We start from the raw sequence: 13,636 nt of genomic DNA, 5'->3' as shown, positions 1-13,636 counted from the left end.
GAAGATTCGCCATGGCCGACGAGAATAAAGAGGGCAATGCCGGTGGCGGCCGTCGCGGTCTCCTGATCGCGCTGGCCGTACTGACCCTCATCGCGGCGATCACCGGTGCGGGCATCGGCTATCTCCTCGGCAACACGGTGGAGGCCTCCGTCAGCGCGCGCATCGCGTCCTCCACGAGTGATAAGGAAGGCCCGCCGCTGCGCTACTCCGGCGACCTCACCATCAAGGAGCTCAAGCCCCTGGTGGTGAATCTGGCCGCGCCCTCCTCCACCTTCGTCCGCGTTGAGGCGGCGCTGGTTTTCAAGAATGGCGCCCTCGCCAATCCTGACGTGACGGCCGCAGAGGTGCGTGAGGACATAATGGCCTATATGCGCTCCTTATCGCTCAGCCAGCTTGAGGGCCCGAGCGCCCTGCAGCAGCTGCGCGAAGACCTGAATGATCGCGCCAGCACCCGCACGGAAGGCAAGATCACCGAGCTCGTTCTCGAAACGCTGGTGGTGCAGTGAACGAGTGGCGGACGGTGCGCAATGTCGTGCGGCACACGCTGCGCGCTTCGGCATGGCTGGCTCCCGCATCTGCGCTGCTTCTCGCCCTGCTAAGTTCCCCCGTCCTCGCGCAGAATTCGGCGGCGACACTTCCCAGCCTTGATCAGGTGCTGCCCGAATTCTCGGGCGGCACTGCCGCGCGCATTATTCAGATGATGGCCGTGCTCACGGTGCTTTCCGTCGCACCGGGCCTGCTGATCATGCTGACCAGCTTCACGCGTTTCATCATCGCCTTTTCTTTCCTGCGCTCCGGCCTGAGCCTTCCCTCCACGCCGGCAAATCTGGTCCTGATCTCACTGTCGCTGTTCATGACATTTTATGTCATGGCGCCGACGTTCGACCGCGCCTGGCAGGACGGCGTGGTGCCGCTCACGGAAAACCGCATCACCGAGCAGGAAGCCCTGGAGAGAATCTCGGATCCGTTCCGCGATTTCATGCTGGACCACGTTCGCGGCAAGGACCTGCAGTTGTTCACCGACATCGCCGTGCGCCAGAACATCCTCACGCCCGCCGCGCCGCCGGCGAACGGCGCGCCCGCGCCGGGTGTCGGGGCGGAGCCGCAGAAGGTTTCCATGCGCGTGCTGATTCCGGCCTTCATGATTTCCGAGCTGCGGCGCGGCTTCGAAATCGGCTTTCTCATCGTCCTTCCGTTCCTGGTGATCGACCTGATCGTGGCCACACTCGTCATGTCCATGGGCATGATGATGATGCCGCCCTCCGTGATCTCCCTGCCCTTCAAGATTCTCTTCTTCATTCTGATCGACGGCTGGAATCTGCTGGTGAGCGGCCTTGTGCGCTCCTTCTTCTAATGCCTTGCGGTCACCGCCCACACCCCACGCCGCGCCCTCCGGAGCGCGGCTTTTTTTTCGCCCGCGCCTTTTAGGAAGCTTGCTTCGCGCAAGCTTCGCATGCTAATTCTTTATTCATGGCAGGTTGATTGGTTCACCCTGGTGGGCCGCTGATCCTACGGATCCAACTTCAAAGGCATGATGCCGCCCTGCCATTCCGGTGCAAATCCGGCATGTCCCCCTGAAAATCTTCAGTTGTACCTTTGAAGAGGGACATCTTGTCATGACCAGCATTATCACCAACAACTCCGCCACGGTCGCCCTCCAGACCCTGCGTTCGATCAACAACGACCTCGAGATGACGAACAATCGCGTCTCGACCGGTAAGAAGATCAACGACGCGTCTGACAGCGCCAGCTACTGGACGATCGCGACGACCCTGACGTCTGACAACAGCGCCCTGAGCTCTGTGACGGACGCCATGGCTCTCGACAGCAACGCCGTGACCACCGCTTCCAAGGGTGTGACTCAGGTCATCGAAGACCTGAAGACCATCAAGGACGCGCTCGCTGCCTCGATCTCGTCGAACGCCGACCGCGGTGCCGCGCAGAAGAACATCACTGCCGCCATCGAGAACATCAAGACCGCAGCGACCAGCTCCATCTCCGGCAGCGCCGGCGACAACTGGCTGTCGGTTGACTCCCAGAACGACTCCGAGTTCACCGAGAGCAAGAGCCTTCTGGCTTCGTTCTCGCGCACCGGTTCTACCGTGAACGTGACCACGACCTCTCTCGATACCGGCGAGTTCCGCCTGTATGACAAGAGCGGCTCTGCGACCACCAGCGGCACCGTGTACGACACTGTCACCGACATCGCGACCGACTCGTCGTTCACCGATGATCTTGGCAACGCCTTCACGGTCAGCATCACCTCTGGCGAGACCGTCAAGGGCTTCATGGACACCACCTACTCGCTCGACTATGTCGATGCGAGCAGCACTGCCCAGACCGCGACGATCTCCCTGCAGACCATCGACGTGTCGAGCCTCACGGACGATCAGACCAACCTGATCTCCGCGTACATGAAGCTGGTCGACAAGACCATCACGTCGCTGACCTCTGGCGGCGCCACGCTCGGCGCCACGGCTGACCGTCTGGAGTCCCAGCAGACCTTCGCCACCAGCCTGATCGACCTCAACAAGTCTTCGATCGGCACCCTGGTGGACGCGGACATGGAAGAAGAATCCACCCGCCTGAAGGCCCTGCAGACCCAGCAGTCTCTGGCCATCCAGTCGCTGTCGATCGCCAACAGCTCGTCTTCCAACGTGCTGCGTCTCTTCCAGTGATCGAACGGCCGCCGCGCCCAACCCTCCTGGGTGCGGCGGCTACACAAACACCGGAGCCCTTTCAGGCAATCCGGATACTTACATTCTTCCCCAGAATGGAAATTTCGGCCGCGCCTCCTTTGGAGCGCGGCCTTTTTCGTTTTCCGCTTCTGCAACGCCCAGGCAAGTTTGACCTCCGACATTGAGGCTAGGCCAGGGTTGGAGTCACTCCGCCCCGGCAACCGGAACCTGGACATCGCAACCGCCGCGCGTCGCGCATGGCGGGAGCGGGAGTGGACGAGATCAGCGGATGATCGGCCAGAAGCAGCTCGAACTCCTGTGGCAAAATCTGCGCGACCTGGGTGTGCGCCGGCTGGTCGCTCTGGGCCTGATCGGCCTGACCGTGGTCGGCACCATCGGCGTGGGGGTCTATTATCTCGGCCAGCCGGAGCGGGAACCGCTCTACGCAAATCTCACCCGCGAAGACGTGAACCGCATTGGCGGCGCGCTCAAGGATGCGGGCATTCCGTTCGACGTGAATACCGACGGCACCACGGTGATGGTCGCCCATTCAGACACGGCGAAGGCGCGCATGCTGCTCGCCGTGAAGGGGCTGCCGCAGGCCGGCAATACCGGCTACGAGCTTTTCAACGACGTGCGTTCGTTCGGCCTCACCTCCTTCATGCAGGAGGTGACGCGCGTGCGTGCGCTGGAGGGAGAACTCGCCCGCACCATTCAGACCATGAAGGGCGTCAAGGCCGCTCGCGTGCATATCGTGCTGCCCGATCGCGCCGCCTTCCGCCGCGACCAGCAGCAGGCTTCCGCATCCGTAGTCATCCGGACCGAGAATGCGGAGGATGCCTCCACCGCCCAGGCCATTCGCCGCCTCGTGGCGTCCGCCGTGCCGGGCCTGAAGCTCGACGATGTCACGGTGCTCAACACCGAGGGCGCGGTGCTCTCCTCTTCCGATGATGGCGCCAATGCTTCGACCGGCCGGAAAGTTGCTCTGCAGCAGCAGGTGAACCGTGAGGTCGAGGAAAAGATCCGCCGCACGCTGACCCCCTATCTCGGCCTTGGCAATTTCGAGGTCAGCGTGTCCTCGCGGCTCGATACGGATCGGGTCACGACCCAGGAAACCACCTACGATCCCCAGTCCCGGGTCGAGCGTTCGTTGCGTGTGGTGAAGGAGCTCGGCGAGAGCCAGAATCGCACCAAGCAGCCCACCACGACGGTCCAGCAGAACGTTCCCAACAATCAGACCACCAGCCAGCCCACAACCGACGCCAATGAGAGCACTTCCCGCCGCGAGGAGCTGACCAACTTCGAGGTGTCGAGCCGCACGGTGCAGACGGTGCGCGACGCCTATGTGGTGAAGGGGCTGTCCATCGCCGTGCTGGTGAACCGGGACCGGCTTACCGCCCCCGCCACGACCGGGACCCCCGGTGCGGATGCGATCCCGGTGGAACAGCAGATTTATGAGGTTGAGCAGCTTGTGGCCTCGGCCGCCGGTTATGACAAGGATCGCGGAGACAAGCTCAAAGTAGCGGCCGTCGCCTTCGCCGATGGCGGCCACGCCCTGGAGCCCGTGCCGCCGCTGCCTTGGACGGAACTCTTGCTGCGTCAGGCCGGAACCATGATCAACGCTCTGACCATCCTTGCGGTGGCGGCCCTTCTCATCTGGTTCGGCCTGCGCCCTGCGGTACGCGCGATCCTGTCTCGTCCGCACGACGAGGTGGAGCAGGCGGTTGCGGACATTGAGACCGCGATGCTGACGGCAGAGCCGATGGCCGAGCTCGGCGGTCCCGCGGGCGCGCCCGCCATTGCTGCGCCGCCCACGGCGCCGGCTCTGGAGGCCCCCGGCGACGAAGAGGCCGTCAACCTCATCGGCGACCTGACGAACCGCAAGAATCGCTCGCCCCAGAAGCGGCTTGAGCAGATCGTCGAATATGACGAGGAACAGGCCGTTGCGATCCTGCGGCAGTGGCTTCATCAAGAGGCCCGGTCCTGACCATGCCGACCTTGTCGCGCTACCTCCCGCATTTCAGCGTTGACGGCACCACCGGGCCAGCACTCCTTGATGGACAGGGCAGCGGCCCGCGGCAGCGGCCCGGGGGCGAGGCACCGTCCCTTTCCGCCGTACAGCCCAAGCCGGCAGCCCCGACCTTCAGCCAGGAGGAGGTGAGCCTTGCCGTGTCGCAGGCGGTGCGCGATGCAACCGCGAAGTTGAAGGCCGAGCTCGCCGCGAGTGAGGCCGCGCGGCGGGAAGATGGCGAGCGCTTCGAGATCACCATGAGCGAGCACATGGCGACCGCCCGCGCCGAATGGACGGCGGCCGAAGCCGACCGCCTCGCAGCGACCATGACCGATGCTTTCGGCGCCCTGGAAAAGCGGGTCAGCGACGTGCTCGGGCGCATCCTGCTGCCCTTCGTGGGCGAGGCCATGCGCAACCGTGCTCTCGAGGAGGCGCGGCAAGCCATTGGCGGTCTGCTGAACCGGCCGTTGCCGCCTGAAGCGAACCAGCCGGTTATCACCGTGCGCGGCCCGGAAGATCTGCTCGCGGAGCTGAAGGAGCGCCTTGGCGCGCCCGAGGGAATCACGTTCCACCCCGGCGCCGGGGTGGAGATCGAGGCGACCTGCGGCGATACCCTGATCGAGACGCGCCTGGGTGCCTGGGCCCGCCTGCTGACAGCAGAGCCCGACGCGGCCGTGGATGAAGGAGCCGCCCATGGCTGATAAGAAGGACCACGGCGACCTCATCATCATCAAGCGGTATGAAGAGGAAGAATCCGAGCATCATTCGAGCGCCTGGAAGGTTGCGCACGCCGATTTCATGACGGCGATGATGGCCTTCTTCCTGATCATGTGGCTCATCAACGTCACCGACAGCGAAACTCGCAAGGCCATCGCCAATTACTTCAATCCCGTCGACCTTGCCGAGAATGTCAGCGACGTGAAGGGTCTTCACGACCCCAAGGATGACTCCGACAAGGGAACATCCGCCGACGGGAAAGAGCAGTCCGCGCTGAAGAACAGTGTCGGTCACGGCACCGGGGCCGGCGACGACCGGCAGCAGGGCGACAAGGAGCGCGCCGCGTTCCAGGATCCCTATGCGGTGCTCAAGCAGCTCGCCCACGATTCCGACCCCAGCCCCGGCGGCCAGCCCCCGCCCTCGTCCGGCAGTGAAGGCTCGCCGGGCACCGGCGCCGGTGACGTGACGCGCGATCCGTTCGACCCCACCTATTGGAAAGCTACCGCAGCCCAGCAGGCGCGTGACGCACAGCAGAAGGCTGCCCAGGAGCGGGCCGCGCGCGACGCGTCCGGAGCTGCCGGCCGTGATGGCACCGGCTCCAAGGCGAAGGGCGAAGGCGTGGCGCGCGGCGGCGACAAGGCCGCTCAGCAGGCGGCCGCCCAGGACAATGCCGCCAACGCGCTCGAGGGCGAGCTCAAGAGCGTTCTCGCCGGTGCTGTCAACGGCCCCCATGCCCCCAATCTCAGCGTGAAGGCCACGCCCGAGGGGCTGGTCATCGACCTCACCGACGACATCGACTACACCATGTTCCCGGTGGGCTCCGCCATTCCCGATGGCCGGCTGGTGCGGGCCATGGAGCAGATCGCGCGCGCACTCCAGAAGCGGCCCGGTGCCGTCAGTCTTCGTGGCCACACCGACGGCCGTCCGTTCCGCTCCGAGACGTATGACAATTGGCGCCTTTCCTCGGCGCGCGCGCACATGGCGCTCTACATGCTGGTGCGCGGCGGGCTGGACGAGAAGCGGGTCGTGAAGATTGAAGGCGTCGCGGACCGCGACCTGAAGAACGCCGACGATCCGAATGCACCGCAGAACCGGCGCATCGAAATCCTGCTGCGGACGCCCACACCATGAGGCGAGGGCGCTCTCGTTTCGCGAGCTGGACGTTATTTTCCGCGGGTTTGCTGGCCGCCACCCTGGCCCATGCGCAATCTGCCGATCCTTGGGGCGGCATGCGCGTGCAAGGTGACGTTCCCACCGATGCGCCGCCTCCACCGGCAGCGGCCCGCCCCGCTCCTCCTCCGCGTCCGGCAGCACCACCGCCCGCCCGCGCCGCGCAGCCGGCACCACCGCCCCCGCGCGCCGCGCAGCCCGTGCGTCCCCCCGCCGCGCCGCCAGCCGCCAATCGCGCGGCGACCAGCGCGCCGGCCCCCACCATCGCCAATGCGCCGCTGCCGCCGCGTCGGCCGGCGATCGCGCCGCCGGCGGCCGAAACGGCAGCGGCCCCGCCTGCAGCTCCCAGCGCGCCGCCGCCCGCCACGCGCCCCCTTGCTCCCCCGACCCGTCCGGTCGCTCCGGCCCTCGCAGAGCCGCGCATCCCCACTCCGGTGGCGCCGGCAACGGTCGCGGTCGATCATGCGCCGGCGCCCGCCGCAGCGCCCGCTCCGGCTCCCAGCCCGGCCCCCGCAGCGGCGCCGATCACGGCATTTGCGCCGACACGTACCGAATTGCGGCCGGACCTTGCGCCCGCCACCGGCTCGGCTCCCCCTCCCGCCGACACGTCGACACCTGCGGCCGCGGCTGGTGAGGCCCCCCCGTCGCCGCCCCCTGCCAGCACCGAGCGCCCGGCCACGCCGCCTGCCGCGGATGGAGGAAGCACGCCACCGGCCGCCCCCGCGCCTGCCACAGGGGCGCCCCCCGCGACCGCCAGCATGAACGCGGCGACTTCAACGCCGCCGGCCGTTGAGCGCGCCCCGCAGGCAACGGTGGCGCCCGAGGTTCCTGGAGCGCCTGGCCCTGCATCGCCCCCCGTCCAAGCGCCCGCGCCCAGGAGCGCCTCGGCGATCGCGCCCGTAGAGATGGTGCGGCGGCTGCAGCGACTGCAGGACCGCATCGCCGCCGGCTCCATGGAAGGCGTGACGACGCAGCGCGCGATGATTGCCGACATGGATGAAGCGTTTGGCGCCGCCGATTCCGCCGTGTGGCAGGACCCGGCCAACGCCCGAGCGCTCATCAGCTATTTCCTCAGCGGCGGCTCACCGAACGTGCTGCGCGCGATCATCACCCGCGACCCGCGACCCGCCATCGACGAAAAGCTCCTGCTGGGCACCTTGCTCTATGTCGAAGGTCGCGCGGAGGCCGCGCTGCGGGAGCTGGGCGAGGTGGATGCCCGCAAGCTGCCAAACATGCTCGGAGCGCAGATCGCGCTCGCGCAGGCCACCTTGACGGTGCGCCAGGACTCACGCAAGGCCGCCGCCCTGCTGGACCTTTCGCGTCTCCTGGCCCCGGGCACGCTGGTGGAGGAAGCGGCCCTGCGTCGCGAGATCCTGGTGGCCGCCCAGGCGAACGACATGCCCGCCTTTGAGCGGCTCTCCCGGCAATATCTGTATCGCTTCAACCAGTCCGCCTATGCCGACAATTTCCGGCAGCGCTTCGCCAGCGCGCTCGCGCACATGCAGACCAGCGATTCCGCCGACGGGCTGGAGCGGCTTCAGGCCTTGCTCGCCGTGCTGGACGACCAGGGGCGGCGCGAGATGTATCTGCTGGTGGCCCGCGCGGCGCTGATGGAAGGCAAGACCGCGCTGGCGGCCGGCGCCGCCAAGCGTGCGAGCGAGCTGGCAGGCAAGGCAAGCCTTGATGCGGAGCGCGCGCAGGTTTACCTGGGCGCCGCACAGGCGGTGATGCCGGATCGCTTCCAGGCGGCGGCGGAAGCTTTGAAAAAGGTCGATCGCAACCGCCTCGACCCGGCCGATGCGGCCCTTGCCGATGCGGCCCTCGCGGCCGCCAACAATCTGCGCCAGGCGGATCAGGTTTCGCTTCAGGACAAGCGGGTACAGCCACACGCGGCTCCAGCTCCCGAAGACGCGAAATCCTCGCCCGCCATGTCCCGTGCCCGCGAAGCTCTCACGAAGATCGACGCGCTACTCAAGGCCGCGCCACGATGACCTCTCCCAACGACATCTCCTTCGCCACCTCCGCGGCCACGGGCTCCACCGCGGCCCATGTCGGACATGGCACCCACGGCAAGGCCAAGAGCGCGGACAACCAGTTCGGTGACCTCTTCTCGAACCTGACCCAAGAGGCCGGCAAGGAAGCGGGAGGAGAGGCGGACGCGGACGCCGCCAGCGCGGACAAGACGGCCGGCGCCGAAGACGCGGAGGTCTCCGACGTCCAGGTGAAAAGCAAGGCCAAGACCCTTTCCGCCCGCGACGCCGCCAGCTTCGGCCAGCTGCTGCAGCGGTGGGATAATGGGGAGGCCCCCCCCGCCGACGCTTCTGACGATGGCGCGGAAGTTGCTGTCGACCCGCAGCCCGCGTCGCAGGATGACGCGGCCGGGCAAAAAGCCGGCTCTGCGTCGTTCCAGCCCGCGGAGGCCGCGAATGACGGGCAGGCCAAGCCCAAGGCCACGCGCCATGGGCGGCCCGAAAAAGCCGCGGCGTTCGATGACACGGATACGCGCGCGCAGACCGACGCCCAGCCCAGTGCCGACACGACTGCCGTGGACGCCGACGCGGCTGAGCCCGAGCCCGTGCGCGCCGCTCTTCCGGAGGCTCCGCGCGCGAGTGGCATTCGTCGCGATGAGGTCCGCCTAGAGAGCGACCAGGTGGCGGAAGACGACCAGGCCACCGACGAGACCGCCAAGGCTTCCCAGGACGACGGCCCCGCCACCAAGGACACGAAAAAGGCCGGCGACGCGAAGCAGAAAGCCGTTGCGGACAACCTGACCACCCCCGCCAAGGAGGCGACCGCCTCCACATTGGCGGCAAACACCCTGGCCGATCTCGCCGCGGCAGCGGCGCCCGCCGTCCAGCAGCGGGCGGCCGACGGCACGAAGACCCAGGGCGAAGACGCGAAGCAGTCATCGTCCAACGGTCAGGCGGCGGATGGAGCCGCGTCAGGCACGGGTTCCGCCGATGGCGATGCGCCCACCAATCGCATCCAGGTGAGCGTCACGCGCCGCGAAACCCACTTCGCGCCGGTGTTGAACTTCGACCAGCAACGCGCGGCGAAGGGCGAAGCGAGCCGAGAAGCCGCTGCCGGCACCCAGGCGACGGGCACCACGCAGAAGGCTGCGGCGCGCGAGTTCGCAGCGACCGAGGCGGCGGTGAAGGCCGAGGCGGAGACGAACGTTCGAGGGACCACGGGCGAGGCCGCCACGTCGGCGACCACGACCGGAACGACCGGCATGACCGGCCTGAACGGCACGACTTCCGGTTTCGGCAGCATCACCAGCCTGCCCATGGCCACCGCGGCCCAAGTGAGCCGCGCCATCACCGAGGAAGCCGCGCGGATGCAGAGCGGGCAACCGGCCGGGCCGAACACCACCACGCAGGGCCCGGTGCGCATCCTTGAAATGGCGGTGACGCCGGAGAGCCTCGGCAGGGTGGTGATCCACATGCGCCTGACCGCGAACGGCCTGGAAGTGCGGGTGCGCGCCAGCGAGGCGGCCACCGCCCAGATGCTGGCCCAGGACCAGAACGCGCTGGTGCGGATCATCGAAGCCAGCGGCACCAAGGTCGACAACCTCGATATCGTGCGGAACATCTCCAGCCCGGTGGAAGCCTCGGTCCGGCCGGCATGGAACACCAATCAGCCTTCCTCGGGCTCCAGCGCCGATCAGGACAGCCCCGGGCAACGTGAACAGGGGAGAAATGAGGGGAATTCCCGCAGGGACCAGGCAGGCGAAGATGCGCAATCTCGCTCTCGGCATTCTTCTGACTTTGCTGACGGCTAACGCGGCATCCGCGACGTCCTTCGGCACCATTCCCATGCGGGAAACTCCGCCGGTGCCCAAGGACGCGCCCAAGGATCCGTCGAAGGACGTCACCAGGAGCACATCCACGTTGCCGGCCCAGAGGCCGGCGAAACCCGCGCCGACCACCGCGGGCGCGCCCGTGCGCACGTCCAGCGCGGCAAGCCCTCCGGCAAAGGGCGCGCGGAAGGGTGGCCCGCCCAATATCTGCGAGCGCGAGCTGGCGCGCGCCTCCAAGAAGTACAACGTGCCGCTTCAGATCCTCTATGCCGTCGGCCTGACGGAGAGCGGATATGGCGGCTTTCTTCAGCCCTATACGCTCTACATCGAGGGCAAGGACTATATCTCCAACAATCTCCAGGATGCCCTGAAGCTTTTCCGTGAAGCCAATGGCCGTGGCGTGCAGCTCATCGACATCGGCTGCATGCAGGTCAATTATTACTGGCACAAGGAAGAGTTCAACAATCTGGAGGAAATGTTCAATCCCCGGCTCAATGTGGAGCAGGCGGCGCGCTTTCTTCAGGAGCTGCGCAAGCGCCATGGCAGCTGGACCATGGCCCTCGCCCGCTACAATGCAGGCCCAAAGAACACTGTCGCCCAGCACCGCTATGTCTGCCGGGTGATGAAGAATCTGGTGCAGGCCGGCGTGGGGCAGTGGACCGAGACCTCAAAGACCTTCTGCGATAATCCGCCCCCGAAGCCGGAACCCGCACAGGCCGCCGCCACACCGGAGGCCGCCGCCCAGGGCGCGACGGCGCAGGTCCAGCCGGCCGAGGCGGCAGCCGCCCCGGTCGAAATCAGCCCCACCTCGCTCCACTGAGCGCATCGCCGCCGGGCCCATCCTCGGCGGCGGCGCCGGATTCGTCGTCCGTCCGCGCCGGGTTTCCCGGTCTCGCCCCTCTGTGCGTTCACGGCTGCCGTTGAGCGGAGGGGCAGCGGCGGTGTCGGCCGAGGCCGGCTAAGGTCCCTCGCCCAGCCGCAGTCCCTAGATTCGCCCGGGTTCCCGCCGCAACGGCGAACGGGGGCTTCCCTTTGCCTTGGCGCGATTCCCCCTTTACGCGCGCCGGCTCCCCTGCGCCCAGGAAGGCTCTGGAGGACGCGGCGCAACCGCACTGGCGGGCCCCCAAGGCCGGTCATTGCCCGCTTTGGAGCGCGCGCGTCGGGGGATGCGCCCGGCATGCCTTCGGCCGCCTTCCCGGGTCCACCGGAGAGCTTTTCCTCCATCCGCGGCGCCGCGGCGTTTGGTCCAACACCGGACCCGGGCGCCGCGCATCGCCCCACCGGAACATGTTGCTGTCACGGCGATTTCGTGGCGCGCCGCGCACCACCGGGCGCGGGTGGGGCGCACGGCCTTGGACAGTTTGTCCACTCGCGCCCTCGCATGGGGCGGCGCGAGAACGCCCCATGGCTTGAATTCGGCCAGCGCAGGGACATTCCAAGGCACCATCCATGACACGAACCGGTTCGACACCCGCCGCGTTCGTCCCGCTTTCAGGACAACACCAGCTTTCGGCGCCCCACCCCATGCCGCACCGCGCCCCAGGCGCCGGCCGGCGGGCGGGCGCGCCTGCGACCCTCATCGCGATGGAGCGCCCCCGGCGTCTGTCCATCGCCGGCCCCGGCGATTTCGACCGGCGTGCCACCCATCGAAAGGAGGCGGGATCCGCCCGATAGACCTCATGGCCCTCGACACACTCGACCTCTCGCGACTGCAGTTCGCGATGACCGCCCTTTATCACTTCCTGTTCGTGCCCCTCACGCTGGGCCTCTCCGTGCTGCTCGCCATCATGGAGACGGTCTATGTGATGACCGGCCGGACCATCTGGCGCCAGATGACGAAGTTCTGGGGCACGCTGTTCGGCATCAACTTTGTCGTCGGCGTCGCCACCGGTCTTGTCATGGAGTTCCAGTTCGGCATGAACTGGAGCTATTACAGCCTCTATGTGGGTGACATCTTTGGCGCCCCGCTGGCCATTGAGGGCCTGATGGCCTTCTTCCTGGAGGCGACCTTTGTCGGCCTGTTCTTCTTCGGCTGGGACAAGCTGTCGAAGGTGGGCCACCTCATCGCCACCTGGTGCGTGGCCATCGGCTCGAACCTATCGGCGCTGTGGATCCTGGTCGCCAATGGCTGGATGCAAAATCCCGTCGGCGCGGTCTTCAATCCGCAGACCATGCGCATGGAAGTGTCGAACTTCTTCGATGTGGTGATGAACCCCGTGGCGCAGGCCAAGTTCGTGCACACGGTGTCGGCGGGCTATGTGACCGCCTCCATCTTCGTGCTCGGCGTCTCGGCCTGGTACCTGCTGAAGGGCCGCAACACGGATCTGGCCAAGCGCTCCATGACGGTCGCCGCTTCCTTCGGCCTTGCCGCCTCCCTGTCGGTGGTGGTGCTGGGCGATGAGAGCGGCTATCTGGCCACCGAGCACCAGAAGATGAAGCTCGCCGCCATCGAGGGCATGTGGGAGACCGAGCCCGCCCCCGCCGCCTTCACCCTGATCGGCCTGCCGAGCCAGAGCGAACGCGAGACCCACTTCGCCGTGCGGATCCCGTGGGCGCTGGGCCTCATCGCCACCCGCTCGCTCGACACCCAGATCCCCGGCATCGAGGAGCTGGTGGGCAAGGCGGAAGGGCGCATCCACAACGGCATCAAGGCGTTCGACGCCCTGCAGCAGATCCGCGCCGCCGGCAACAGCGCCGCCATTCCCCCGGCTGCCCAGCAGACCTTCGAGGAGAACGGCCACGATCTGGGCTATGCCCTGCTGCTGAAGCGCTATGTGAACGATCCGCGCCAGGCGACGCCTGAGCAGATCAAGCAGGCCGCCTGGGATACGGTGCCGAGCGTGCCGACCCTGTTCTGGTCGTTCCGCCTCATGGTGGGGCTGGGCTTCTTCTTCATCCTGTTCCTCGCCACCTTCTTCGTGCTCTCCGCCCGCCGGAAGCTGGACCGCTACCCGCTGCTGCTGCGGCTCGCGGTGCTGGTGATCCCGCTGCCGTGGCTGGCGGCCGAGCTCGGCTGGGTGGTGGCGGAAGTGGGACGCCAGCCCTGGAACATCGAAGGCGTGCTGCCCACCGTGGCCGGCGTCTCCAGCCTCGGCGCCACCACGGTGCTCGCGACCCTGGTGGGCTTCGTGACCATCTATTCGGTGCTGTTCATCATCGAGATGACGCTGATGGTCCGCGCCATCCGCAAGGGCCCGGAGCCGGACGAAGGGCCGGAAGCCGAGCTCATTCCCCACGCCTTCGCTGGTGCGGAGTAAGGTC

At 67.1% G+C, this 13,636-nt stretch carries 10 protein-coding genes; all 10 read left to right on the top strand.

Annotated elements, in window-relative coordinates:
• The first annotated feature begins 11 nt into the window (after positions 1-11).
• The 10 genes from V5F26_RS11110 to V5F26_RS11065 all read left to right on the top strand — a co-directional run bounded on the left by V5F26_RS11110 (position 12) and on the right by V5F26_RS11065 (position 13,632).
• The gene (locus tag V5F26_RS11110; RefSeq protein ID WP_394057612.1) at positions 12-506 is read left to right on the top strand and encodes a flagellar basal body-associated FliL family protein; all 495 of its coding nucleotides are present in this window, start codon (positions 12-14) and stop codon (positions 504-506) included.
• 14 nt (positions 507-520) lie between these two features.
• Entirely contained in the window at positions 521-1,354 is an 834-nt protein-coding gene (gene fliP, locus V5F26_RS11105) for a flagellar type III secretion system pore protein FliP (protein ID WP_394057650.1), read from the top strand.
• Positions 1,355-1,616: 262 nt separating this feature from the next.
• The gene (locus V5F26_RS11100) at positions 1,617-2,678 is read left to right on the top strand and encodes a flagellin N-terminal helical domain-containing protein (RefSeq protein WP_234053952.1); all 1,062 of its coding nucleotides are present in this window, start codon (positions 1,617-1,619) and stop codon (positions 2,676-2,678) included.
• Positions 2,679-2,967: 289 nt separating this feature from the next.
• Positions 2,968-4,665 (top strand): flagellar basal-body MS-ring/collar protein FliF, encoded by a 1,698-nt coding sequence (fliF, locus tag V5F26_RS11095; protein ID WP_234053950.1) that lies wholly within the window; start codon positions 2,968-2,970, stop codon positions 4,663-4,665.
• A gap of 2 nt (positions 4,666-4,667) precedes the next feature.
• On the top strand, positions 4,668-5,390 hold the full coding sequence (locus tag V5F26_RS11090) for a hypothetical protein (RefSeq protein ID WP_394945942.1): 723 nt from the start codon (positions 4,668-4,670) through the stop codon (positions 5,388-5,390).
• Positions 5,383-6,537, top strand: coding sequence for a flagellar motor protein MotB (locus V5F26_RS11085; RefSeq protein WP_234053948.1), 1,155 nt, complete (start codon positions 5,383-5,385; stop codon positions 6,535-6,537). Before V5F26_RS11090 ends, V5F26_RS11085 begins: the two co-directional genes overlap by 8 nt.
• Complete coding sequence (locus tag V5F26_RS11080; RefSeq protein ID WP_509210501.1) at positions 6,534-8,567, top strand: MotC family chemotaxis protein; 2,034 nt, start codon at positions 6,534-6,536, stop codon at positions 8,565-8,567. The genes V5F26_RS11085 and V5F26_RS11080 overlap by 4 nt, the downstream gene beginning before the upstream one ends.
• 230 nt (positions 8,568-8,797) lie before the next feature.
• Positions 8,798-10,357 (top strand): flagellar hook-length control protein FliK, encoded by a 1,560-nt coding sequence (locus V5F26_RS11075; RefSeq protein WP_394945941.1) that lies wholly within the window; start codon positions 8,798-8,800, stop codon positions 10,355-10,357.
• Positions 10,311-11,195: a lytic transglycosylase domain-containing protein gene (locus tag V5F26_RS11070; RefSeq protein WP_394945939.1), complete on the top strand. Its 885-nt coding sequence runs from the start codon at positions 10,311-10,313 to the stop codon at positions 11,193-11,195. The genes V5F26_RS11075 and V5F26_RS11070 overlap by 47 nt, the downstream gene beginning before the upstream one ends.
• An 859-nt stretch (positions 11,196-12,054) precedes the next feature.
• Complete coding sequence (locus tag V5F26_RS11065) at positions 12,055-13,632, top strand: cytochrome ubiquinol oxidase subunit I (protein ID WP_394057601.1); 1,578 nt, start codon at positions 12,055-12,057, stop codon at positions 13,630-13,632.
• The last annotated feature ends 4 nt before the right edge of the window (positions 13,633-13,636 follow it).

It is taken from the genome of Xanthobacter variabilis, from assembly GCF_043831965.2.
Lineage (GTDB): Bacteria > Pseudomonadota > Alphaproteobacteria > Rhizobiales > Xanthobacteraceae > Xanthobacter.
The sequence above is the reverse complement of the archived record's forward strand: the minus strand, read 5'-3'. Positions and strand labels throughout refer to the sequence as shown.

Bases quoted from the DNA above. Each gene is read 5' to 3' on its own strand.
- V5F26_RS11110 (WP_394057612.1), top strand. From the start codon at position 12: ATGGCCGACGAGAATAAAGAGGGCAATGCCGGTGGCGGCCGTCGCGGT.
- fliF (WP_234053950.1), top strand. From the start codon at position 2,968: ATGATCGGCCAGAAGCAGCTCGAACTCCTGTGGCAAAATCTGCGCGAC.
- V5F26_RS11100 (WP_234053952.1), top strand. From the start codon at position 1,617: ATGACCAGCATTATCACCAACAACTCCGCCACGGTCGCCCTCCAGACC.
- V5F26_RS11085 (WP_234053948.1), top strand. From the start codon at position 5,383: ATGGCTGATAAGAAGGACCACGGCGACCTCATCATCATCAAGCGGTAT.
- V5F26_RS11065 (WP_394057601.1), top strand. From the start codon at position 12,055: ATGGCCCTCGACACACTCGACCTCTCGCGACTGCAGTTCGCGATGACC.
- V5F26_RS11080 (WP_509210501.1), top strand. From the start codon at position 6,534: ATGAGGCGAGGGCGCTCTCGTTTCGCGAGCTGGACGTTATTTTCCGCG.
- V5F26_RS11070 (WP_394945939.1), top strand. From the start codon at position 10,311: ATGCGCAATCTCGCTCTCGGCATTCTTCTGACTTTGCTGACGGCTAAC.
- V5F26_RS11090 (WP_394945942.1), top strand. From the start codon at position 4,668: ATGCCGACCTTGTCGCGCTACCTCCCGCATTTCAGCGTTGACGGCACC.